Here is a 23,389-nt window from a genome sequence, read left to right as displayed (position 1 = left end):
TCGGTGCCACAAGCATCTACATTGCTAATGTTATATTGGCTTTTCTTGTGGCGATGTCATTGAATTAACGTTGTAAATTACTGCTAAACATGGCTGAGAAACGCAATATTTTCCTTGTTGGCCCTATGGGTGCCGGCAAAAGCACAATCGGTAGACACTTGGCTCAACAGCTTCATATGGAGTTTGTTGATTCTGATACCGTAATTGAAGAGCGCACTGGCGCAGATATCGCTTGGGTATTTGACGTCGAGGGTGAAGAAGGCTTCCGTGATCGCGAGGAAAAAGTGATTAACGACCTAACCGAAGAACAAGGCATTGTCCTTGCAACGGGTGGGGGTTCGATCATGAGCAAAGAAAACCGCAATCGTCTATCTGCACGCGGCATCGTTGTCTACTTAGAAACAACGATTGAAAAACAACTTGCTCGTACCAATCGCGATAAGAAGCGTCCACTGCTACAAACAGACAAACCACGTGAAGTGTTAGAGTCTCTGGCTAAAGAGCGTAATCCTCTTTACGAAGAAATCGCGGATTACACCGTACGTACAGACGATCAAAGTGCAAAAGTGGTAGCCAACCAGATCGTAAAAATGCTAGAAGAACGTTAAGACTTTTAGCAACTGGAGAATACCCATGGAACGGATTACGGTCAGCTTAGATGAGCGTAGCTATCCAATCTCAATTGGTGCCGGATTATTTAATGATCCGGCCCACCTTTCTTTCCTTGCAGCAAAACAGAAAGTGGTCGTGATTTCTAATGTCACGGTTGCTCCGCTGTATGCTGACAAAATCCTTGCCCTTCTAGAGCAATTAGGCTGCCAAGCTTCTGTACTCGAACTGCCCGATGGTGAGCAATACAAAACCCTAGAGACCTTCAATACGGTAATGAGTTACCTGTTGGAAGGTAATTATGCCCGAGATGTGGTTGTGATTGCGCTCGGTGGTGGTGTGATTGGTGACTTGGTTGGCTTCTCTGCGGCCTGTTATCAGCGCGGCGTCGACTTCATTCAGATCCCGACGACTTTACTGTCGCAGGTTGATTCATCGGTCGGTGGCAAAACGGCGGTTAATCATAAGCTGGGTAAAAACATGATCGGTGCGTTTTATCAACCGCAAGCGGTGGTGATTGATACCGATTGCCTTAAAACCTTACCAAAGCGTGAGTTTGCGTCTGGTATCGCCGAGGTGATCAAATACGGCATTATTTATGACAGTGCGTTTTTTGTTTGGTTGGAAGAGAATCTCGACAAGCTCTATCAATTGGATGAGCAGGCGCTGACTTATGCTATCGCACGCTGTTGTCAAATTAAGGCCGAAGTGGTGGCACAAGACGAAAAAGAGTCGGGTATTCGTGCATTGCTGAACCTAGGTCATACATTTGGTCATGCGATTGAAGCTGAGTTAGGTTATGGTAATTGGCTGCATGGTGAGGCGGTAGCTTCTGGCACGGTGATGGCAGCAAAAACTGCGCAGCTTCAAGGGCTTATCACTGAGCAGCAAGTTGAACGAATTGTCTCTATACTGAAAAGAGCACAGTTGCCTGTCCATACACCCGAGCAGATGTCGTTTGCTGACTTCATCAAGCACATGATGCGCGATAAGAAAGTGTTATCAGGTGAGCTACGACTGGTATTGCCTACCGGTATTGGCAGTGCAGAGGTGGTAAAAGGGGTATCAGAGTCGGTTATAGAGCAAGCTATCGACTTTGGCCGTACCCTGTAATTCTTGTTGTCTGTAGTACCAAACGGCCGACGTTTTTTTGATGCCGGGTTTTGTTTGGTATTACCGCATTGTCATTAGGATAACTCAATGAGCTCGGCGCATGACCCTCGCGTATTGGAATTGGAATCTCAGGTAGAGCTGCTGGAACGGTTGCGACTGCTGACCAATTTTGGTTCAAATCTTGTCACGATTGGTGGCGCTGCTGGTGCAGGGAAAACCTGGCTAGCGCAACACTATTTAGAAGCGTGGGCGCAAGACAAGAACCAAGCTTTGTTGATGTGTTATCCCAATCAAGACGAAACGCAACGTCGTGTGACTCTTCTCTCGCAGTTGATTTCAGAACCATTATTTAACCCAGCAGACTCATTAGTCGACTCTTTTTCCCGCGTCATGGAGGGGGAAAGTTGTGATGTGTTGATTACGATTGATGATGCGCATTTGCTGACAGAGTCGTTTATCTCTGAACTGTGGATGCTAGTGTTAGAAGCGCAGCTCAACCCACGCTGGACGGTTAATGTGTTGTTGTTCGCGCAATCCAATAGTTTGGAAGCACTGTTAACTCGCTTAAGTTATGGTCAAGAACACAAACCCATCGATCTTGAAATTGAACCACTTAGCCAACAAGAAGCGGATCGGTTTTTTGAACATTTGGTGATTCGTTTTGTCGAAGATGACATGGAGAAACGGGTGCGTAATGCATACCGTAGCGTTGCCCGCCATCCGGGCGACATCATGGCTTTAGGGGATCAAAAAGTGGAAAAAAGGATTATTATCCGCTCGATTGTCGGCTCTCCCGTCAATATTGCACTGTTAGTTGTTGTGTTGCTACTCGCGATTGGCGGTGGTTATTGGTGGATGATGTCACAACCATCACCGGATGAGAAAGCGCAACAAATGACGCAAAACATCGAACAAACGGTGATTCCTACCTTGCCGGAACTGAGCTCACAAGACAATCAACCAACAGCGACTATCCAACCTGAGCCCGTGATTGATCCGATGTTAGCCGGTGCTGACGATGATTCGCTGGCGCTTCCACCGGATGTCACCGAACAGGTTGACAGTGTGGGTAGTGCTGACAACGATCAGCAGCGAGTCGTGATTACGTCTGATGTCGTCGATGCCTTACTTGAGGGGAAAGCGCAACAAGCCGATACTCGTGGCATTGATCAAGTGGTTGAGCAGTCGCAAACGCCACAAACCGCTGTGCCACAGGCTGAACCTGTTACGCAGCAGACAACGCCAGCAAGTGAAACCGTCATCAAGTTTTCGTTTACCAAAGATGAACTAAAGAGCTTCTCGCCGCGCAGTTATACCTTGCAGTTGGCTGCCGTCCAGTCGCTTGAAGAAGTGCAATCCTTCATCGGCCAGTACCAGCTCACCAATCAAGTGTTTATCTACCCAACCGTACGCAATAATATTGACTGGTATATCATCACTTATGATAATTATCCGACCATTCAAGTGGCGCGCGATGCGGTACAAGGTTTGTCGAGTGAGTTGCGACAGCTTGAGCCTTGGGCAAAATCACTCAGTCAGGTTCAACGTGAAATCGACCGAGTCGAATAAGTTGGCGAAATCCGCTGATTAAGCGGCAAAATTGCCTGAGTTTAGTTGTAAAATATGTTACATTCCGCAGCCTTAATTTGTGGTTGAAAAATAGAGCAGTCGATGAAGAAGCAGCGGGCCTTCCTGAAGTGGGCGGGTGGAAAATACGGACTTGTTGAAGATATTCAGCGTCACTTGCCTGAAGCACGTAAGCTGGTGGAACCGTTCGTAGGCGCAGGTTCTGTGTTTCTTAATACTGACTACGAACACTACTTGCTGGCTGATATCAACCCAGATTTAATCAATCTCTACAACTTGCTCAAGCAAGATCCGCAGACATACATCTCAGAATCCAAACGTTGGTTCTGTGCCGAGAACAACCGCAAAGAAGCTTATCTGGATGTTCGTGCGCAGTTCAATGCCACCGATGACGTGTTGTACCGTTCATTGGCATTTCTGTATATGAATCGCTTTGGTTTTAATGGCTTGTGTCGTTACAACAAAAAAGGCGGTTTTAACGTCCCGTTTGGATCATATAAGAAGCCGTATTTCCCCGAAGCTGAACTTGAGTTCTTTGCAGAAAAAGCCAAGAAAGCGACGTTTGTTTGTGAGGGTTACCACGAGACGTTCAAGCGAGCGCGCAAAGGCTGTGTGGTGTATTGCGATCCTCCTTATGCACCGCTTTCAACCACCGCAAACTTCACGTCGTATGCGGGCAATGGTTTTAGCCTCGATGATCAGGCCGCGCTGGCAGATGTCGCAGAAAAAGCGGCGCAGCAACGAGGTATTCCGGTGTTGATTTCAAATCATGATACGACGTTAACTCGTCGCCTTTATCATGGTGCGAGCCTGAATGTGGTGAAGGTTAAGCGAACCATCAGTCGTAACGGCGCAGGACGCAATAAGGTCGATGAGTTGTTGGCGCTGTTTAAGCCCTCGGACAGCAAATAGTCACATTTCCTCACGCTTGGCTATATTCTTACCGCTAGCTTAGGTAGAATTGCGCGCAAAATACTCTGTTCGCGGAGTTTCTCTTTTGTGTGCAATGATGCCAATTAATACTAGAGGTCAGGTATGAAAGATTTCCTTATCGCTCCATCGATTCTGTCTGCTGATATGGCTCGCCTTGGCGAGGATGTTGAAAAAGTTCTCGCAGCAGGGGCGGATGTGGTTCACTTTGACGTAATGGACAACCACTACGTACCCAACCTGACTTTCGGCGCGCCAATCTGTCAAGCCTTGCGCGATTACGGCATTACCGCACCTATCGATGTACACCTGATGGTGAAACCGGTTGACCGTCTTGTGCCTGATTTTGCCAAAGCTGGTGCATCGATGATCACTTTCCATATCGAAGCGTCTGAACACGTTGACCGTACCTTGCAACTGATCAAAGAGAACGGCTGTAAAGCGGGTGTGGTGTTAAATCCTGCGACTCCGCTGTCGCATCTCGACTTCATCATGGATAAAGTGGATATGATTCTACTGATGTCGGTTAACCCAGGCTTTGGTGGCCAGTCATTTATTCCGAAAACGTTAGATAAGCTGCGTGCAGTACGTAAAATGATTGATGAGTCGGGCCGCGATATTCGTTTGGAAATCGATGGTGGGGTTAAAGTGGACAACATTAAAGAGATTGCTGAAGCAGGAGCGGATATGTTCGTTGCCGGTTCGGCGATTTTTAATCAACCTGATTATCAACAAGTCATTGATCAAATGCGCGAACAATTAGCGCAGGTAAAGTAATTTAATGAGCAATATTAAACTGATCGCTTTCGATTTAGACGGTACGCTGCTTGATAGCGTACCTGATTTGGCGGTTGCTGCTGATCAAGCTGTGCAAGCGCTTGGCTTCCCTGCAGTAACTGAAACACAAGTGCGTGATTACGTGGGTAATGGTGCCGATGTATTGATTGGCCGCTCGCTAAGTCGAAGCTTAACGGTAGACCCAAGTCTAGCGCCTGAGCTACGGGTTAAAGCGCGAGAGCTGTTTGATGATTACTACGATAAGAGTGGTCATAAACTTAGCCACCTTTATCCACATGTTAAAGAGACATTAGCCGCACTTGACCAGGCTGGTTTTACCATGGCCTTAGTGACCAACAAGCCGTCTAAGTTTGTTCCAGACGTATTAGCCAAACACGACATCGACAAATATTTTGTCGATGTGATCGGTGGCGATACCTTCCCGGAAAAGAAACCCAACCCAATGGCGCTAAACTGGTTGCTCGAGAAACACAACTGCCAGCCAAGTGAAATGCTGATGGTGGGTGATTCGAGCAACGATATTAAAGCGGCAAAGAATGCGGGTTGTCACTCGTTTGGTTTAACTTACGGTTACAACCATGGTGAGCCAATCGCAAACGCCAAGCCAGACTTTGTCGCCGACAGCATCGCAGATCTTGTTGAAGCGGTAGCGGTTTACGCATAAGCGCGACAAAAGGTCTTCCAAAATACTCGTTAATGAGTACACTGGAAAACCGTGCACACGTCGCTGCACGGTTTTTCATTATTTATCTTAAGAAGTCAAAGGAATCATTCTAATGAGCAAACCCATTGTATTGAGTGGTGTTCAACCGTCAGGTGAACTAAGTATCGGTAACTACTTGGGTGCTCTACGTCAATGGCAACAGATGCAAGACGATTATGATTGCCAGTATTGCGTTGTTGACCTTCATGCGATTACGGTTCGTCAAGATCCTAAGTCTTTGCATGAAGCGACGCTAGACGCACTCGCAATCTGCCTCGCTGTTGGTGTTGACCCGAAAAAGAGCACGCTATTTGTTCAGTCACACGTCCCTGAGCATGCTCAACTTGGTTGGCTTCTTAACTGTTATACCCAAATGGGTGAGCTGAGCCGTATGACTCAGTTTAAAGACAAATCTGCTCGTTATGCCAATGACGTTAATGCTGGCCTATTTGGCTACCCAGTATTAATGGCGGCCGACATTCTGCTTTACGGTGCCCACCAAGTCCCCGTTGGCAATGACCAGAAGCAGCACTTAGAGTTAGCACGTGATATTGCGACGCGTTTTAACAACATCTATTCGCCTGAAAGCCCAATCTTTACCGTACCAGAGCCTTACATTCCAACGGTCAATGCCCGCGTGATGAGCCTGCAAGATGCGACTAAGAAGATGTCGAAGTCTGATGATAACCGCAAGAATGTCATCACCTTACTCGAAGAGCCTAAGTCTATCTTGAAGAAGATCAACAAGGCGCAAACTGATACCGAAACGCCACCACGTATTGCGGCGGATTGGGACAACAAAGCGGGTATCTCGAATCTCATGAGTCTGTACTCTGCCGCTAGCGGATTGAGCTTTGAACAGATCGAAGCGCAATATCAAGGCGTGGAAATGTACGGCCCATTCAAGAAAGATGTTGGTGAAGCGCTGGTCGCGATGCTTGAGCCAATTCAAGCTGAATATCGTCGTATTCGCGCAGATCGCGCTTATATGGATCAGGTGATGAAGCAAGGTGCAGAGAAAGCATCGGCTCGCGCTGCTGAAACATTGAAGCAAGCGTACCAAGCTGTCGGCTTTGTTGCTCGCCCATAGGTTAAGTATTTTAGTGTCTATAGGTCAAATTCTAGTAACTAGGCACTCACCTCTAGGACCAGATTCCAGATAGCTCGTTCCTCACTTCTGGAATGACGACTTTAACCTCGCCATTCTGAACAGCGAGGCACGAGCGTGATGCAGAATCTGTTGCAGTAGTGCAAGTTATTAGCGTCTAGAGGTCAAATGCTAGTAACTAGGCACTCACCTCTAGGATCAGATTCCAGATAGCTCGTTCCTCACTTCTGGAATGACGACTTTAACCTCGTCATTCTGAACAGCGAGGCACGAGCGTGATTCAGAATCTGTTGCAGTAGTGCAAGTTATTAGTGTCTAGAGGTCAAATGCTAGTAACTAGGCACTCATCTCTAGGAACTTCCCCCTACTGCGCGCCTTCAAAGCCCATCTGACGCCAGGCTTCAAAAGCAATAATCGCGACGGCGTTAGACAAGTTTAAGCTACGCGCATCTGGCATCATTGGAATACGGATACGTTGCGCCATCGGCATACTCTCTATCAGTTCGGCAGGAAGACCGCGGGTCTCTGGGCCGAAAAGTAGGACATCGCCTGGTTGGAAGTCGGCATCGACATGATGACCTGTCGTTTTGGTGGTGCAGGCGAAAATGCGGTATTGCTTGCGTTCAGCCTCAAGGTAATCAATAAACGCTTGATAGTCTTTATGGCGAGTAACGCGCGCAAGGTCATGGTAATCAAGACCAGCACGGCGCACTTTTTTCTCTTCTAAATCAAACCCTAATGGTTCAATCAAGTGAAGGTTGGCACCACAGTTGGCACTCAGGCGAATGATGTTACCAGTGTTAGGGGCGATTTCTGGCTCATATAAAGCGATATCAAACATGATGCGATTCTTTATGACGTGAGTTAAGGAAGCAAAGTATAAGGCGGCGAGAGATCGCCGCCAAGTATCGAGTGAATTTTTCTGCGGCATTAACTCACAGTGCTTAGCGGTAGACCAATCTCGATACGCAACCCACCCAACGCACTGTGCTTGGCGACAATGCTGCCGCTGTGTTGCCTGATGGCACTTTCGGTAATGGCGAGGCCAAGGCCAGTCCCACCACTATGACGATCACGCGCGGTTGAAACGCGATAAAAAGGGCGAAAGATGGCTTCCAGTTCTTGTTCAGGAACGCCCTCACCGTCGTCATCGACACTAATGACGAGCTGTTGCGCCGCAGCCGTAAACTCAACGTCAATCCGGCTTTTTCCATAGCAGATAGCATTACGGACTACGTTGTCTAGCGCACTCATCAACAGTTTAGGGTTGCCCGAGATCATCTCTTCGGGAATGGCATTGTAGCTGAATGTTTTGTTCATTTGCTGCGCTTCAAATTGTGCATCTGACAAAATAGCTTCCCACAGGCTGGTCATCGGTTGCCGTTCACGGGTTAAATGACTATCGACTTGCATCCGCGACAGCTCCAGTAACTCGCTGATCATTTGTTCTAGCCGCTGCGCTTCAGTATCAATTCGGCTTAGCTCGGGGCTTTGGCCTTGTTTGCGGGTCGCAAGCGCATTGGCCATCCGCAATCGAGTCAAAGGAGATCGCAGCTCATGAGAGATGTCAGACAGCAGACGTTGTTGGCCAGAGATCATTTGATTGACCGCTTCGACCATTTGGTTGAAGCTGGCGCCCGCTTGGCGAAATTCACTGGTGCCTTTTTCAAGGCTAGGATCGACAACGAATTCACCTTGCGCCACGCGTTTGGCGGCGCGCTCTAGCTTACGTGCTGGCTGACTGAGTGCCCAAGCAAGCCACAATAGCAAAGGTGTGCTCACCAGCATGACGGCAAACAACAGTTGTAGAGGCTTATCAAACATGCGCAGTAAAAACGGCGGAGGTTGATTCCATTTCATTCCGACATAAAGCAATAGATCTTGTTGGGCGAGCTGAATGGGCAGCGGCCCGGCGATCATGTAGTGACCATAGAGCTTTTGCTGTGGTGTGCCAGTTAGGTCGATACTGGTAATAAAGTTTTGTAGGGCGCGATAGCGAAAATCTTTTCGCTCTTGAGTGGTCATAATATTGCCGTCGAGATCGGTGACGAAAAAGCGTGGCCTGTCATCGCGTCCACCACGCTTTGAACCTTCAAGCTTAAACAAAATTCGGCCGAGATTAGTTTCATTAGCATAACGCTGTTCGGTATTCGTCTTGACTTCGATTAAGCGCTCTAGGTCATCGGCGGGAATGTCGCGCGCTTTACGTGGGTCTAGGTGAGGCAAAGAGAGTACCGCAATCAACACCAACAACATCGTCAGCCAGAAAATGGCAAAAATACGTCCGTAAAGACTGGTGATTTTAGGTAGCCGCATCAATCCTCCTCGATCAATAGGTAGCCACGTCCACGTAAGGTTTTAATGCGCGATTTTCCATCTGCACGTTCCGGCAGCTTTTTGCGTAAATTAGAAACATGCATGTCGATGGCGCGATCAAACGCGGCTAGGCGCTTGCCCAATACATCTAAACTCAATGTTTGCTTAGTGACCGTTTGGCCAGGGTGTTGAATAAAGTGGCTTAACAACGCAAATTCGGTGGTGGTCAGCTCGATCAGTTGTCCTTGGCAGTAGGCTTCTTGTTTACCGGGATACACTTGAATGTCTTGATATTCAATGCAGTCGGGCGCTTTGTTGGCTTTGTTTTCTGCACTGTGCTGAGTGCGACGTAAGATTGCGCGAATGCGTGCTAGCAGTTCTCTATCGCTAAAGGGCTTAGGTAGGTAGTCATCCGCCCCCAGTTCAAGACCAATGACTCGGTCGATCTCTTCCCCTTTTGCCGTCAGCATCAAGACTGGCGTTTGCCACGTTTCGCGTAATCGTTTTAAGGTTTCCATGCCATTGAGTTTCGGCATCATGACATCAAGTAGTACCAAATCAATATCGGTACTGAGCTGCTCGAGTCCTTGCTCGCCATTATTGGCTTCAGATACGTCAAAGCCTTCAAATGAGAGCACTTCTTTGAGTAGTGCCGTCAGCTCGGTATCGTCATCAATAAGTAGGATGTGTGGCATAGCAAGATTCTCTGTGGTTTGGACAGTTTACATAGTACTGCGATTTATCGGTTTGATTTAGGCCTAATGTCGCTCTTTACGATTCTTTACGCTCGCTAAACGTTACTTTACTCAGCAGATCGTATTCTAAGCTTAAGCGCTGTGAAGGCAGCAAGTCGATTGATAAGTGAAAAGGGTACGATGATGAAAATGACAAAAAAACTAGTATTGGCCGCTGTTGTTGTTCCATTAACATTAGGCACCGCAAGCGCATGGGCTTTTGGTGGCAAAGATCATAAGCGAGGTGGCCCTGAACAATGCGGCGCAGGTGTTGACCGAGGCATCATGCGTCAGCTCGATTTGACCAATGCGCAGCAAGACCAGCTTAAGCAGATGCGCAGTGAAGGAAAGCAGGCGATGAAGGCTGAATTTAAACAAAACGCTGAGGCGCGCCAAGCACAAAGACAGGCTCACCAAGCGCAAGTGCAACAACTGATCTTGGCTGACAACTTTGATCAAGCCGCAGCCAATGAGCTCGCCAAGCAAATGGTTGAGCAGCAGACCGAACGTAAAGTGAAGATGCTAGAGAAGCAACATCAGATGCTGAGCATTTTAACGCCAGAGCAAAAATCCCAATTCGTTGAGCTGCAACAACAGCGTTCAGCGCAGTGCAGTGAAAAAATGCAGCAACGCTTGAATAGTTAATCGTTGTTACCCTGTTGCAGACAAACCATTGATGGCGGCCTTGAGGTCGCCATTTTTATTCGCTCAATGACAGGTTATACTCAGTCAATGTTCGTTTACTAATCAAAGCGCTATGAAACAAGAATATGCACGTTTAGTCACGATGGCAGCGTGGACCGCCACGATCGTCGCGACGCTTTTGTTGGTGGTCAAAGTCGGGGCTTGGTGGGCGACAGGTTCGGTGAGTTTGTTGGCCTCTTTAATCGATTCAATGCTTGATATTGCCGCGTCGTTGGTCAATGTGGTGGTGGTGCGTTATTCATTACAACCGGCAGATCGTGAACATACGTTTGGTCATGGTAAGGCCGAGTCGCTGGCTGCTTTAGCTCAAGCCATGTTCATCTCGGGTTCAGCGGTGTTTCTTATTCTTAATGGTATCGACCGATTCTTTAGACCGCATGAGCTGCAATCGCCAGAATACGGCGTGTATGTTAGCCTATTTGCGATGGTAGTGACCTTCGGTTTGGTCTCATTCCAAAAGCATGTGGTGAAGAAAACTGGCAGTCAGGCCATTGCCGCTGACTCGCTGCACTACCAATCTGACTTATATATGAATGCGGCCATTATGTTGGCGCTCGGCCTAAGTTGGTTTGGGGTGACGCAAGCCGATGCACTATTCGCGGTGGGGATTGGTATCTTTATCCTCTACAGCGCTATTCAGATGGTGCGAGAAGCAACTCAAACCTTATTGGATCGTAAATTGCCTGACAGTGAACTGCGTGCTATCCGCGAAACCAGCTTGCAAGTCGAAGGGGTTCTTGGGGTACACCAACTCAGAACGCGCATATCGGGACCAACCCGTTTTATTCAGTTGCATTTAGAATTAGAAGATCAAATGCCATTGCTTGAGGCGCATCGAATATCTGATGAAGTGGAAGACAAACTGCTTGAACTCTTCCCCGATTCAGATGTACTCATTCATCAGGATCCGTATTCAGTGGTTCTCGGTGCAGAGAAAAAGCAAAAGGCGCAAGATTGGTAATATAGAATCGCGACAAATCGTGACTTATTGGCTATCTTTTCAGCGTAAACACTTTTAACGCTGTTCCTGATATGTATCAATTAAGTAAATCAGCAAAGCTGTAATACTCTTACATAAGTAGAAAAGTTACATAAATTACTACAAATAAAAGTAGTATTCCTTTCGGGGAAAGGTAACATATTACACAATTAAAGGAATTTTGTTGGTAGCTTGTATGAAAGCAACCGACGTAAAAATTGAAATAAGATTCCCAAATATCGAGGGTGAGCATGATTAAGAAGATCGGTGTTTTGACAAGTGGTGGTGACGCTCCAGGCATGAACGCAGCAGTTCGTGGCGTAGTTCGTACCGCACTTTCTGAAGGATTAGAAGTTTTCGGTGTATTTGATGGTTACTTGGGCTTATACGAAAACCGTATCGAAAAGCTAGACCGTTCAAGTGTGTCTGATGTGATCAACAAAGGCGGTACTTTCCTAGGTTCAGCGCGTTTTCCTGAATTTAAAGAAGTGGAAGTGCGTCAAAAAGCGATTGATAACCTCCAGAAGCACGGCATTGAAGCACTGGTCGTTATTGGTGGTGATGGCTCTTACATGGGGGCAAAAAAGCTGACAGAAATGGGTTACCCATGTATTGGTCTGCCAGGCACTATCGATAATGATATTGCGGGTACCGATTACACGATCGGGTACCTGACGGCATTGAATACCGTGATCGATGCGATTGACCGTCTGCGTGATACGTCATCTTCTCACCAACGCATTTCTATTGTTGAGATCATGGGCCGCCACTGTGGTGATCTGACTCTGATGTCTGCTATTGCGGGTGGTTGTGAGTACATCATCACACCAGAAACGGGTCTCGATAAAGAGAAGTTAATCGGTAACATCCAAGACGGTATTGCGAAAGGCAAAAAGCACGCGATTATCGCCCTGACTGAGCTGATGATGGATGCTAACGAACTGGCAAAAGAGATTGAAACGGCAACAGGTCGTGAAACTCGCGCGACGGTTCTTGGCCACATTCAACGTGGTGGTCGTCCAACCGCGTTTGACCGTGTACTTGCGTCTCGCATGGGTAACTACGCTGTTCATCTATTGATGGAAGGTCATGGCGGTCGTTGTGTCGGTATTCAGAAAGAGCAGCTTGTTCACCACGATATCATCGATGCGATTGAGAACATGAAGCGTCCGGTACGTGAAGACCTATACAAGGTAGCTGAAGAGCTATTCTAATTCAGCATTAAAGCTTGAATTTAAAAAGCCAGTTGGGGAACCAACTGGCTTTTTTGTTGCTGACGGCGAGCTTGTTAGTTGACTAACATGGTTGAAAGTAGGTAGCCAATGATGGTGGCGGTAACGACGCCAATAAAGCCGGGTAATAAGAAACTGTGGTTAAGCACATACTTACCAATCTGCGTTGTCCCAGAGCGGTCAAAAGTGATTGCCGCCAGGTCACTTGGGTAGAAGGGGAAGAAGAAATAGGCGTAACACGCTGGTAGTACACCGATCAGTACTGGCGCTGGAATGCCCATCGTAAAACCCAGTGGCAACATGATGGTCAGTACGGCCGCTTGGCTCTTCAGAAAAACCGACACGACAAACATTGCGATAGCAAAGGTCCATGGATGTGCTGCAACAATATCACTGACCAAACTAATCAAGTAGGGTTTGTGGAAGCTAATAATCGTGTCACTCATCCAGGCAATACCAAAGATGATCACAACGGCGGTCATACCCGCAATAAACACATTACTGTGGACGATTTTTTTTGGCTCAACCTTAGTGGTGAGGAGAATCAACGCACCAACGGAAAGCATCAAGAATTGAATCGCGACCGACATCTTGACACCCTGTGGCAGCAGTGAGAGATCTTTACCAAACATCGCGACAAAAATAACCGTAACAATACCGGCGAGGAAGATGGTTAAGCCTTTTTTCGCTTGGCTACTCACTTCACTCTCTTGTCCCTCGACTTGATCGCTATCGATAAGCTGGGCTTTAAATTCTGGATCTTGGCAGCGCTCGGCAAACTGACTATCTTGCGCTAGATCTTTGCCGCGTTTAAGGCTCCAAGTACAACCGACCAGAACACCAATTAAAGTCGCTGGAATCGTCACCAATAGGACATTGCCTAAACTAATATCAAGTTGATTATCCGCGGCTGTTGCCATCACTACCGCTGCGGCCGCGGCGATTGGGCTAGCAGTAATACCCATTTGAGAGGCAACAGTCGCCATCGCCATTGGACGCTCTGGACGGATGCCTTTTTTGTAGGCGACATCGTAAATCACGGGTAGGAGCGGATAGACTGAGTGACCTGTACCGACTAACACGGTCAATGAATAGGTACAAAGCGGGCCTAAGAAAACAATCTGGTTTGGGTGTTTGCGTAGCAAGCGTTCGGCAAAGCGAACCAATAGTTTTAGACCACCAGTGGCTTCTAATGTTGCCGATGCCGCGACAACGGCGAGAATGATCAGCATAACACTGATTGGTGGAGACCCAGGCGCAACACCAAACACAAAGGCGAGAATTGAAACCCCTAGGCCGCCGAGCAAACCAAATGCGATGCCGCCATGACGAATACCGATGAAGATAATCGTCAACAGCAGGAGCATATGAATATAAAACATAATCCTTTCCTACACTATTATTTGAATTTGCAATAATGCTACTCCAAAGGGGTAGGGCGAAATGTGAGGTAATATACTTATTGAGGCGTAAAGTTTACTATCCGCCGATTCCTTGTCGGGAATCAAAAGTTGGCACTAAAATACTGATACGCCTTACTTTTCATTCGTTTTAAGGCTGGTGGCGAGATATTTTACGGCTCTGGAATTTTTGATGTACACCTCGACGTAGCGCTTTTATTCGACTTTCTGCTTTATCGACGCCCAATAGCACGCTCAGTGACAATAGAGTAATGATCACGGATTGTTGCATGTAGCCCAGACCAATCATCATACCGAGAGCTGCTAACATCCAGATAATTGCCGCCGAGGTCACACCGTGAATTTTTCCATCAAGTGTCATCATCACACCCGCGCCAAGAAACCCGACACCAGTAATGATCTGACCGAGCACTCGAGCTTGATCTAGGGTGTTAGGTGACAGAGAGACCGCCATCGACATGAATAAGTAGGTACCAGAAATAATTAAGATCGAGGTACGGATCCCAACAGGTTTACCACGAGTTTGTCGCTCGACACCAATCAAAATACCGTTGAGTGCACAACAAAAAAGTGCCAGCCAACTGAATGGGCCGAGATCAAGATAATGAGTCCAAGTTGCTTGCATAGTGACCTCCAAAAACGCGGAGTATGCATACAAAGCCCTTTGTGAGCGAACAAATTTTTTTTACCTTAACGGTAAATATTACTCGCTGTTGGTAAGGGCCTACTTGATGACGGCGTTGGCGCTATTCGAGATGGAGATCAAGCGGTGTTTTGCTGGCCCGACCGCCAATTTCTCGGGTGAGTTTTGGCACTAAGTAGCCCGAGGTTTGCTCAAGTACACCGGTCATGATGTTTTTCGCCTCTTGGTCAGAAATGAAGAAGTGCGCCGCTCCTTGCACTTTATCGAGTACATGCATGTAGTAGGGCATGACATCAGCATCGAATAAAGCATGACTGAGCGCCAGTTGCGCCTCAACACTGTCATTGACCCCTTTTAGCATCACGCCTTGATTGAGTAGGGTCACACCAACGTGCTTGAGTTGACTTAATCCATCTCGCAGCGCTTGATTGATCTCGTTGGCGTGGTTGATGTGTGTCACTAAGACCACTTTTAGATGAGAGTGGCTGAGCATATCGATGAGCGAAGGAGTGATTCGAGCAGGGATAACAACAGGTAAGCGCGAGTGGATACGCAGACGTTTAATATGCTTAATATCCGCAATTTGCGCGATGAGCCAAGCCAACTCTTGATCTTTGGCCATCAGTGGGTCGCCGCCTGAAAGAATGACTTCATCAATTTCTGGGTGCGCGCCTAGGTAATCGAGAGCTTGTAACCAGACCGATTTAGAGCCTTTATTGTCTTGATACGGAAAGTGACGGCGGAAGCAATAACGGCAATTAATCGCACAGCCTCCTTTGACTATCATTAACGCGCGGTTGTGGTACTTATGCAGCAAACCTGGAATGGCGTTGTTTTGCTCCTCGAGCGGATCATTGGAGTAGCCCGGATGAACGTCAAACTCCTCACTAAGCGGTAGCACCTGACGTAACAATGGATCAAAGGGATTGCCTTTCTCCATTCGATCGACAAAATTTTGTGGCACTCGCTGGGCAAAAAGCTGGCGCGCTTGAAATCCTTCCCGCCATGGGCTGGGATCGATCTCAAGCTGTTTGAGCAGCGCTTCAGGATCAGAGATCCCATTCGCTAGCTGTTTGAGCCAGTTTTGCTCAACAGATTCGGCTTTTCGGGTTATGATGTGCGGCATTCAATTAAGCTCTAAGATTTTAAAGAGGACAAAATGGCGACTGTTAGCACCAATGAATTTAAAGGCGGTTTGAAACTAATGCTGGATAACGAGCCTTGCGTAATTCTAGAAAATGAATACGTAAAACCAGGTAAGGGCCAAGCGTTTAACCGTGTCAAAATTCGTAAACTTCTGTCTGGTAAAGTGCTAGAGAAAACCTTTAAGTCTGGCGAAACTTGTGAAGTTGCCGACGTAATGGATATCGACCTAGATTATCTATATAACGACGGCGAATTCTACCACTTTATGAACAATGAAACATTCGAGCAAATTGCGGCGGATACAAAAGCGGTTGGCGAGAGCGCGAAATGGTTGGTAGAAAACAATACTTGTATGCTAACCCTGTGGAACGGCAACCCAATTGTAGTCACCCCACCAAATTTCGTTGAACTTGAAGTGACGGAAACTGATCCAGGTCTTAAGGGCGATACTCAAGGCACTGGTGGTAAACCTGCAACACTATCAACGGGTGCGGTAGTACGTGTTCCACTTTTCATCTCTATCGGTGAAGTGATCAAAGTAGATACTCGCTCTGGTGAGTACGTTGGCCGCGTGAAGTAATCGACGCTTAGCCCAAGATTTATAAAAAGGTCACTTCGGTGGCCTTTTTTGTTTTTAAGCTTGAGCTTTGATGTGCCACAATTCACTCTTAGTCTTATGCCTCTAAACTGGTAGCTATGAAACAGTCTCTTAGAATTTGGCTTGACGCCGCCCGACCAAAAACCTTGCCTTTGGCGTTGGTTTCTATTTTAACTGGCAGCGTGTTAGCGTACTCCACTCATCATTTTTCATTGCTGGTGTCACTGCTGGCATTTTTGACGGCGACGTTATTACAGATCTTGTCGAATCTTGCCAACGATTACGGTGATGCGGTGCAAGGTACTGATAACGATCAGCGCTTGGGACCATTGCGTGCAATTCAGTCAGGCGCAGTGACGCAACAAGACATGAAGTACGCCATGGCAATCAATGTCGTATTAACCGTTATCTCTGGTTTAGCGTTAGTCATCTATGCCCTGGAAAGCCTGCAAAGCATTTTGGCGTTTATCGGTTTAGGGGTTTTAGCCATTATTGCCGCGATTGCCTATACCGTAGGTAACAAACCTTATGGGTATGTTGGCCTTGGTGACATCTCGGTGTTTATCTTTTTTGGTTTGCTCGGCGTGGCAGGTACCTATTTTCTCCATACCGGCATTGTCGACCTTCAACTGATCCTGCCTGCGATCGGCTGTGGTTTATTGGCGGTGGCGGTACTCAATATCAACAATATGCGCGACATTGAAAATGACCAACAGTGCGGCAAAAAAACCGTCGCGGTTCGTTTGGGTCAAAAGCGCGCTAAACAGTACCACTTTGTGTTGTTATCAGGCGCGGTATTGGCTTTTGCTATTTACCTGATTAATCAGCCAAGCCCACTTTGGGTCAGTTTGCCCTTTTTATTCAGTTTGCTGGTCACTTATAAACATGGCAGAGCCGTATGGTTGGCGGAAAAGCCCGCGCAAATTGCGCCGATGATGCCGGTAGTAGTGAAATGTTCGATGGTGACTAACTTATTGTTTGCTGGAGTGGTTATAGCTCAAACTCTAGTCAGTTAAATGATGCATGTCATTGCAATGACTTAATCACTCTATATACTCGATCTAGATAACGACCGGTACGGGAAACAATACTATGGAATACAATACCTCTGCTTTATGCGACATATACATGGAGCAAGTCGATGTGGTTGAACCCATGTTCAGCAACTTTGGAGGATGTGCATCGTTCGCAGGTCAAGTCACGACAGTGAAGTGTTTTGAAGACAATGGCTTAATTCGTCAACTTCTTGAGCAAGATGGCTTAGGCCGTGTATTACTTATTGATGGCGGCGGTTCGTTGCGCCGTGCACTGGTCGATGCCGAAATTGCCTCGCTCGCCGAAGAGAACGACTGGGAAGGTATTGTCGTCTACGGTTGTGTGCGTGAAGTCGACGAGTTAGAAGATATGAGCATCGGTATTCAGGCGATCGCGTCGATTCCTGTCGGTGCCACCGCACAAGGTATTGGCGAATTTGATATTCCAGTTAACTTTGGTGGGGTGACCTTCCTACCAGAAGATTATTTGTATGCCGATAATACGGGCGTCATTCTCTCCCAAGAGCCGCTGGATGTTGATCTTGAACTGGAAGCGCAAGATGAATTAGTCGTTGTCGATTAATTAGCGTTGTTAGAAAAGCACCGACACTCGCGTCGGTGTTTTTTGTTTATTCAGGGTGCAAGTAAAGTTGCCTTAGTTTGAGCGCGTAGAGATAACCTGCCACACCGCCGAAAATATTGCCGATGGCAATGCCGATAAACAGCCCTTCAATGTCATACCACTGACTTCCTAGCCATGAACACGGCAAGGTAAACAGAAATAGTCGCATAAAGCTCCATTGAAATGCCTTGAGAGGCTGATGGAGTGCGTTGAGACCCGACACCAACATCATCATAATCCCCTGAAAACCGTAACTAAATGGCACGACTAATAGATAGTGCCAGAGTAGATCGCTGACCGCTTGCTCTTGCGAGAACAGGGCCGCGAGCGGAACGCTCAGTGGCACCATCATGACGAAAATGCCCAGTTGAAACACCATCGAGAAACGCATGCTAAGAAATAAACCTGCGAAGCTACGAGCTGGGCTATTGGCACCCATGTTCTGAGCAATAAAAGGCGTGAGCGCGGATGTTAACGACATCAAGACCAAAATAAGCAGCGATTCAACACGCTGCGCCGCACCATAGGCCGCTACCGCAGCGGTGCCATGTGCCGACAGCATCATCATTAAGATCGCCCCAGATAGTGGTGTTAGTGCATTGGAAAGCGCGGCAGGGGTGCCAATCTTTAATATTTGTTGCCAATCAGCAAGTAAGCGGGTGGTTTTAGGTAATGCCAGCAGTTTTTCGCGCTTTGCCAATACGTATAGAGAACCACACAGCGCGCCTAGCCAACTAAACGCACTAGCAATCGCCGCGCCTTGGATGCCGAGTTCAGGAAACGGACCATAACCAAAGATAAGCAGTGGGTCGAGTACACCGTTAATCAGCCCGGCGAGCATCATGATTTTTGCGGGTGTTTTGGTATCGCCAGTCGCACGAATCGCACTATTGCCAGCCATAGGGATCACTAACAGCGGAATGGTCAGATACCAAATGTGCATATATTGTTCAATCAGAGGCAGTAATTGAGCGTCGGCACCAAGAGCTAAAAACAGCGGCTTAATCGTGACAATGCCGATAGATGAGGCAATTGTCACCAATACTACGGCGAGCAACAACCCGTGCGATGAGAAACGCGCCGCGTCTTGGTCCTGACCTTGACCGAGGAGACGACCAATGTTGGTCGATAGCCCCATGCCGATTCCCATCGTAATGCAGTTGACGCCAAAGGTGACCGGAAAGGTGTAACTGATGGCGGCCAGAGCCTCAGTGCCCAGCAATGAGATGAAGAAGGTATCGACTAAATTAAACATTAAGATCGCGACCATACCGAAGGTCATCGGTACGGTCATTTGACGGAGTACGAGGGGAATGGAGCCTGTTAAGAGGCCGTGCTTATCCTGCATGAGTGCGACTAATGTTAAGGCGGAAAGCGCTAGGATACTGTATTGCCGTCTCAGACACAAAAAAGGCCAGCCGAAGCTGACCTTATATAAGTTTTTCAATTAATTGATGCCGTCGCTACGCGACAATCGGGCACAGCCCTTGAGAGCCGTTAACCACTCTACGGCATCAAATAAGAAGAAAAATTATGCTTTAGCTGCTGCCGCTGCTTTAGCAATAGCTGCGAAGCTTTTCGCGTCTAGAGCTGCGCCGCCAACTAGAGCACCGTCGATGTCTGGTTGTGAGAAGTAAGCTTGTGCATTTTCTGGCTTAACCGAACCACCGTACTGGATGATCACTTGCTCAGCGACTGCGGCATCTTTTGCTGCGATCATTGCGCGGATTGAAGCGTGAATACGTTGTGCATCTTCAGCAGTCGCTGCTTTACCAGTACCGATAGCCCAGATTGGTTCATAAGCGATGATAGCACCGTTTAGCGCTTCAACGCCGTATGCGTCGATCACTGCGTTAATTTGACGAGCACAAACGGCTTCTGTTTCGCCCGCTTCGTTTTGCGCGTCAGACTCACCGATACAGAAAACAGGCGTTAAACCGTTTTCTTTCAGGAAGTTGAATTTCTTCGCGATGAACTCGTCAGATTCGTTGTGGTATTCACGACGCTCAGAGTGACCGATAATGATGTGAGTCGCACCGAAATCTTTTAGCATTTCTGGAGACATGTCGCCAGTGAAAGCACCGCTGTTGTTTAGGTCTGTGTTTTGTGCACCAAGGATTAGCTTGTTACCGCCTTCAGCGATTAGACGCTCAGCAAGGTCAATATAAAGTGCTGGTGGCGCTACGGCTACGTCAACACCTTCTACGCCTTCAAGTTCAGCGTTAAGACCAGTCAGCAGCTCAGTAACCATTGCTTTGCTGCCATTAAGTTTCCAGTTACCCATCACTACAGGACGACGCATAGGAATATCTCCGTATTTAATCAATTAATGTAAAAAATCTTCGTAAGAATATAACAGATAAAATCGCTTAGATCATGATTACCGTCATGTCTTACCCGGATATCATCGATTGGTTGGAGCAGTCACGGCGCATATATAGTTTGAATCCGATCGCTATCAGTGATCCATCATGCAGATTAGGTCAAAGTGCCTCGGCATTAGTGATAAAAGTTGTTAATAGTGAAGAGTTATTGTTTTGTATCGTGAAACTCTCTTACATTTGAGGAATACTATGCCCAATCTAGTCATGGAATACTCCAACTCTGTTGATCAACGTGTCAATGTGCAAGGGTTGTTAGCAGACTTACATCAAGTGGCTTTGCAATCTGGTCTGTTTGATGTCGGGTCGGTGAAATCACGCGCATTGCGCTGCCACAATTGGCTCATTGGTGACGAAGGCGACAGTGTCGACTTTATTCATATCAGCTTTGAGTTGTTAGATGGTCGCAATGCTGAGCAAAAACGAGAATTGTCTCGTCAGCTTATGGATGTCCTACAGCAGCAAGCCAGTCAGGTACGTAGTTTGACAGTGAATATTCGTGATATGGATAAAGAAAGTTTTCAGAAAGTGATTAACTAGCGCTCGCCGTAGCGTCTTGTATTGTAAAGGTTTTTAGGATGTCGATAAAAGAATTGCTGTTTTCCTTTCAAGGTCGGATAGGGCGTAAAACCTACTGGACTTGGAATATTGCTTATTATGTCATTATTGTTGGCTTTGCCCTTGGTGTGAACACCATTTTCCCTTCGATTGCCCATCTGATTTTGCCGATTTTTCTTTTGGTAGTGTTAATTCCCGATTTGGCGATTACCGCCAAACGTTGGCATGACAGAGGCAAATCCAGTTGGTGGTTATTACTCAATATTCCCTTGGTTATTGGCCGCATGGCCATGCCAGTGGGAGAAGCCGCACAAGCCGCACCACCGACGACACTGCAAACCATGAGTTCATTTGCTGCTATCATTTGTGGCTTATGGATTTTGGTTGAATGTGGCTTATTAAAAGGCACTGACGGTGATAACGATTATGGAGTAGAGCCCAAATAACGTGGTAACGCTTTGCTCTAAGGGCAGATTTCGCCCTGACAGGTGCTGGTGATATAAAGAGCCGAAATGCTATTGCTCTACATAAAGCAGAGAAGGGTTGCCACTATGTGCCAACCCTTTAATTTTTATCGCTATTTACGCAGTAGAATCTCTTCGACTTTGTGGTCTTGGGCTTTTTTTAGGATCAACTGAGCCCGTTCTTTGGTCGGAAGAATGTTATGGCCGAGGTTGACGCCATTGATCGATTGCCAAATCTCGTGTGCCTTGTCGATGGCTTGCTGCTCTGACAGTTGGGTGTAGTGACTAAAGTATGAGCCCGGCTTAGTGAACGCGCCTTGACGAAACTTTAAAAACCGATCGACGTACCACTGCTCAATCACATCACTATCGGCATCGACATATAAAGAAAAATCTAAAAAGTCAGAAACAAAGACTCGATGTGGATCGTGAGGGTAGTCCATACCGCTTTGCAGCACGTTCAGCCCTTCAATGATCAGAACATCCGGCCTATCAACCACTTTGACTTCATTGGTAATGTCATAGGTAATGTGTGAGTAGACAGGAACTTGCAAGTTTGGTTTGCCAGCTTTGACATCTGAGACAAAGTTGACCAAGCGTTTGATATCGTAAGACTCAGGAAAGCCTTTACGATGCATAATGCCGCGTTCATCAAGCGTTTTCTTCGGGTAGAGAAAACCGTCGGTAGTGACTAGTTGGACATTAGGATGATCATCCCAACGGGCCAAAAGGGCTCGGAGTAAACGTGCCGTGGTGCTTTTTCCCACCGCAACACTGCCGGCGATACCGATGATAAACGGTGGTGCTGACTCTTGGTTGCTGAGGAAGTTATTTAATACCGTATTACGGCTCTGCCTTGCGGTGACATACAGGTTAAGCAATCGAGCTAGAGGCAGATAGATTTCGGTCGCCTCATCCATGGTCAGGCTTTCGTTGACCCCCTGAAGCTCAGTGAGATCGTCCTCGGATAACGTCATCGGCACTGAATTGCGCAATTCAGCCCACTGTTGACGATTAAAAGAGAGATACGGGGTCATAGTCATCCTAACTTGAAAACGCGTTCGAGCAGCGAAAATACAACAACCGACCACGATTGCAAATGACATTGTCGACATAAGTGATTTTTTGCTGACAAATTGGGTGAATTTTCAACAAAAAACGCGAAACAAGCGAAAAAGAGATTTTTTTTTAATTTAGCTATTGCAAGCCAGAAAATCATTCAATAGAATGCGCACCACTTATGCCGACTTAGCTCAGTAGGTAGAGCAACTGACTTGTAATCAGTAGGTCACCAGTTCGATTCCGGTAGTCGGCACCATTTTTCCTAGATGAGAAAAATGGAGTAAAAATTTGGAGGGGTTCCCGAGTGGCCAAAGGGATCAGACTGTAAATCTGCTGGCACTGCCTTCGATGGTTCGAATCCGTCCCCCTCCACCATATTCTTAAGGAAATAGCTCACAGAGTTACGTGTTGCGGGCATCGTATAATGGCTATTACCTCAGCCTTCCAAGCTGATGATGCGGGTTCGATTCCCGCTGCCCGCTCCACTCTATTTTGAGTGCTGATATAGCTCAGGTGGTAGAGCGCATCCTTGGTAAGGATGAGGTCGGCAGTTCGAGTCTGCCTATCAGCACCAGCTCTAAGCAACGTTTTCCTTTTGATACTTTCTTTTAACTAAACTACGTTTAGTGTTTAAGATTAAGTTTAT

Annotated in this window: 24 protein-coding genes and 4 tRNA genes; 19 read left to right on the top strand and 9 right to left on the bottom strand. The window is 47.1% G+C overall.

Features of this window, described 5'->3' with window-relative positions; genetic code table 11:
• Window positions 1-89: 89 nt before the first annotated feature.
• The 7 genes from aroK (at window position 90) to trpS (ending at window position 6,830) form a co-directional block, all read left to right on the top strand.
• A complete protein-coding gene (aroK, locus tag ViNHUV68_RS13270; RefSeq protein ID WP_038175914.1) occupies window positions 90-608 on the top strand; it encodes a shikimate kinase AroK in 519 nt (172 codons plus the stop codon).
• 25 nt (window positions 609-633) lie between these two features.
• Window positions 634-1,722, top strand: a complete 1,089-nt coding sequence (gene aroB / locus ViNHUV68_RS13265; protein ID WP_391088509.1) for a 3-dehydroquinate synthase — start codon at window positions 634-636, stop codon at window positions 1,720-1,722.
• Window positions 1,723-1,809: 87 nt separating this feature from the next.
• Entirely contained in the window at window positions 1,810-3,291 is a 1,482-nt protein-coding gene (locus ViNHUV68_RS13260; RefSeq protein WP_391088507.1) for an AAA family ATPase, read from the top strand.
• Window positions 3,292-3,393: 102 nt separating this feature from the next.
• Window positions 3,394-4,221: a Dam family site-specific DNA-(adenine-N6)-methyltransferase gene (locus ViNHUV68_RS13255; RefSeq protein ID WP_391088505.1), complete on the top strand. Its 828-nt coding sequence runs from the start codon at window positions 3,394-3,396 to the stop codon at window positions 4,219-4,221.
• A 123-nt stretch (window positions 4,222-4,344) separates the two neighbouring features.
• Window positions 4,345-5,016: a ribulose-phosphate 3-epimerase gene (gene rpe, locus ViNHUV68_RS13250; RefSeq protein ID WP_391088503.1), complete on the top strand. Its 672-nt coding sequence runs from the start codon at window positions 4,345-4,347 to the stop codon at window positions 5,014-5,016.
• 4 nt (window positions 5,017-5,020) lie between these two features.
• Window positions 5,021-5,701 carry a phosphoglycolate phosphatase gene (locus ViNHUV68_RS13245; protein ID WP_391088501.1) on the top strand — a complete coding sequence of 227 codons (681 nt, stop codon included), beginning with the start codon at window positions 5,021-5,023 and terminating at the stop codon, window positions 5,699-5,701.
• Between the two features lie 112 nt (window positions 5,702-5,813).
• Window positions 5,814-6,830 carry a tryptophan--tRNA ligase gene (gene trpS / locus ViNHUV68_RS13240; RefSeq protein ID WP_038175905.1) on the top strand — a complete coding sequence of 339 codons (1,017 nt, stop codon included), beginning with the start codon at window positions 5,814-5,816 and terminating at the stop codon, window positions 6,828-6,830.
• Between the two features lie 382 nt (window positions 6,831-7,212).
• Here trpS and ViNHUV68_RS13235 read toward each other — a convergent pair whose 3' ends face one another.
• From ViNHUV68_RS13235 to ViNHUV68_RS13225, 3 genes are all read right to left on the bottom strand, one after another.
• Entirely contained in the window at window positions 7,213-7,689 is a 477-nt protein-coding gene (locus ViNHUV68_RS13235; RefSeq protein ID WP_038175904.1) for a tRNA (cytidine(34)-2'-O)-methyltransferase, read from the bottom strand.
• 89 nt (window positions 7,690-7,778) lie between these two features.
• Window positions 7,779-9,164 carry an envelope stress sensor histidine kinase CpxA gene (gene cpxA, locus ViNHUV68_RS13230; protein ID WP_391088499.1) on the bottom strand — a complete coding sequence of 462 codons (1,386 nt, stop codon included), beginning with the start codon at window positions 9,162-9,164 and terminating at the stop codon, window positions 7,779-7,781.
• Complete coding sequence (locus ViNHUV68_RS13225) at window positions 9,164-9,859, bottom strand: response regulator (protein WP_391088497.1); 696 nt, start codon at window positions 9,857-9,859, stop codon at window positions 9,164-9,166. Before ViNHUV68_RS13225 ends, cpxA begins: the two co-directional genes overlap by 1 nt.
• Before the next feature lie 183 nt (window positions 9,860-10,042).
• On the opposite strand from ViNHUV68_RS13225, the gene ViNHUV68_RS13220 reads away from it, so the two are divergent.
• The 3 genes from ViNHUV68_RS13220 to pfkA all read left to right on the top strand — a co-directional run bounded on the left by ViNHUV68_RS13220 (window position 10,043) and on the right by pfkA (window position 12,796).
• Complete coding sequence (locus ViNHUV68_RS13220; protein ID WP_391090327.1) at window positions 10,043-10,543, top strand: CpxP family protein; 501 nt, start codon at window positions 10,043-10,045, stop codon at window positions 10,541-10,543.
• Between the two features lie 112 nt (window positions 10,544-10,655).
• The gene (gene fieF / locus ViNHUV68_RS13215) at window positions 10,656-11,564 is read left to right on the top strand and encodes a CDF family cation-efflux transporter FieF (protein WP_038175899.1); all 909 of its coding nucleotides are present in this window, start codon (window positions 10,656-10,658) and stop codon (window positions 11,562-11,564) included.
• A 269-nt stretch (window positions 11,565-11,833) separates the two neighbouring features.
• The gene (pfkA, locus tag ViNHUV68_RS13210) at window positions 11,834-12,796 is read left to right on the top strand and encodes a 6-phosphofructokinase (protein WP_038175897.1); all 963 of its coding nucleotides are present in this window, start codon (window positions 11,834-11,836) and stop codon (window positions 12,794-12,796) included.
• Between the two features lie 74 nt (window positions 12,797-12,870).
• On the opposite strand, the gene ViNHUV68_RS13205 is transcribed toward pfkA, so the two are convergent.
• The 3 genes from ViNHUV68_RS13205 to epmB all read right to left on the bottom strand — a co-directional run bounded on the left by ViNHUV68_RS13205 (window position 12,871) and on the right by epmB (window position 16,004).
• Window positions 12,871-14,196, bottom strand: coding sequence for an anaerobic C4-dicarboxylate transporter (locus ViNHUV68_RS13205; RefSeq protein ID WP_038175895.1), 1,326 nt, complete (start codon window positions 14,194-14,196; stop codon window positions 12,871-12,873).
• Window positions 14,197-14,365: 169 nt separating this feature from the next.
• A complete protein-coding gene (locus ViNHUV68_RS13200) occupies window positions 14,366-14,860 on the bottom strand; it encodes an MgtC/SapB family protein (protein WP_038175894.1) in 495 nt (164 codons plus the stop codon).
• A 121-nt stretch (window positions 14,861-14,981) separates the two neighbouring features.
• Entirely contained in the window at window positions 14,982-16,004 is a 1,023-nt protein-coding gene (gene epmB, locus ViNHUV68_RS13195; protein WP_391088494.1) for an EF-P beta-lysylation protein EpmB, read from the bottom strand.
• A 33-nt stretch (window positions 16,005-16,037) separates the two neighbouring features.
• Between epmB and efp the strand changes: the two genes are divergently transcribed.
• The 3 genes from efp (at window position 16,038) to rraA (ending at window position 18,239) form a co-directional block, all read left to right on the top strand.
• On the top strand, window positions 16,038-16,604 hold the full coding sequence (efp, locus tag ViNHUV68_RS13190) for an elongation factor P (protein ID WP_038175892.1): 567 nt from the start codon (window positions 16,038-16,040) through the stop codon (window positions 16,602-16,604).
• A 116-nt stretch (window positions 16,605-16,720) separates the two neighbouring features.
• Window positions 16,721-17,638 carry a 1,4-dihydroxy-2-naphthoate polyprenyltransferase gene (locus ViNHUV68_RS13185; protein ID WP_038175891.1) on the top strand — a complete coding sequence of 306 codons (918 nt, stop codon included), beginning with the start codon at window positions 16,721-16,723 and terminating at the stop codon, window positions 17,636-17,638.
• Between the two features lie 76 nt (window positions 17,639-17,714).
• A complete protein-coding gene (rraA, locus tag ViNHUV68_RS13180; protein ID WP_038175889.1) occupies window positions 17,715-18,239 on the top strand; it encodes a ribonuclease E activity regulator RraA in 525 nt (174 codons plus the stop codon).
• A 46-nt stretch (window positions 18,240-18,285) separates the two neighbouring features.
• Here rraA and ViNHUV68_RS13175 read toward each other — a convergent pair whose 3' ends face one another.
• Window positions 18,286-19,626, bottom strand: coding sequence for an MATE family efflux transporter (locus ViNHUV68_RS13175; RefSeq protein ID WP_391088491.1), 1,341 nt, complete (start codon window positions 19,624-19,626; stop codon window positions 18,286-18,288).
• Window positions 19,627-19,809: 183 nt separating this feature from the next.
• Window positions 19,810-20,580 carry a triose-phosphate isomerase gene (gene tpiA, locus ViNHUV68_RS13170; protein ID WP_038175885.1) on the bottom strand — a complete coding sequence of 257 codons (771 nt, stop codon included), beginning with the start codon at window positions 20,578-20,580 and terminating at the stop codon, window positions 19,810-19,812.
• A 271-nt stretch (window positions 20,581-20,851) separates the two neighbouring features.
• Here tpiA and ViNHUV68_RS13165 point away from each other — a divergent pair, with 271 nt between their 5' ends.
• Together ViNHUV68_RS13165 and ViNHUV68_RS13160 are read left to right on the top strand one after the other, a co-directional pair.
• Window positions 20,852-21,199, top strand: a complete 348-nt coding sequence (locus tag ViNHUV68_RS13165) for a 5-carboxymethyl-2-hydroxymuconate Delta-isomerase (RefSeq protein ID WP_038175883.1) — start codon at window positions 20,852-20,854, stop codon at window positions 21,197-21,199.
• Between the two features lie 38 nt (window positions 21,200-21,237).
• Window positions 21,238-21,663 (top strand): DUF805 domain-containing protein, encoded by a 426-nt coding sequence (locus ViNHUV68_RS13160; protein WP_391088489.1) that lies wholly within the window; start codon window positions 21,238-21,240, stop codon window positions 21,661-21,663.
• A 131-nt stretch (window positions 21,664-21,794) separates the two neighbouring features.
• Here ViNHUV68_RS13160 and coaA read toward each other — a convergent pair whose 3' ends face one another.
• A complete protein-coding gene (gene coaA, locus ViNHUV68_RS13155; RefSeq protein WP_038175880.1) occupies window positions 21,795-22,718 on the bottom strand; it encodes a type I pantothenate kinase in 924 nt (307 codons plus the stop codon).
• A 205-nt stretch (window positions 22,719-22,923) separates the two neighbouring features.
• Between coaA and ViNHUV68_RS13150 the strand changes: the two genes are divergently transcribed.
• The 4 genes from ViNHUV68_RS13150 (at window position 22,924) to ViNHUV68_RS13135 (ending at window position 23,317) form a co-directional block, all read left to right on the top strand.
• Window positions 22,924-22,999 (top strand) — tRNA-Thr (locus ViNHUV68_RS13150).
• A 34-nt stretch (window positions 23,000-23,033) separates the two neighbouring features.
• Window positions 23,034-23,118, top strand: a tRNA-Tyr gene (locus ViNHUV68_RS13145).
• Between the two features lie 35 nt (window positions 23,119-23,153).
• Window positions 23,154-23,228, top strand: a tRNA-Gly gene (locus ViNHUV68_RS13140).
• Between the two features lie 13 nt (window positions 23,229-23,241).
• Window positions 23,242-23,317 (top strand) — tRNA-Thr (locus ViNHUV68_RS13135).
• Window positions 23,318-23,389 lie beyond the last annotated feature (72 nt).

Source organism: Vibrio sp. NH-UV-68 (genome assembly GCF_042940635.1).
GTDB classification, from domain to species: Bacteria; Pseudomonadota; Gammaproteobacteria; order Enterobacterales; family Vibrionaceae; genus Vibrio; species Vibrio pacinii.
Note: the sequence above shows the minus strand (reverse complement) of the source record. Positions and strands in the feature narration are given on the sequence as shown.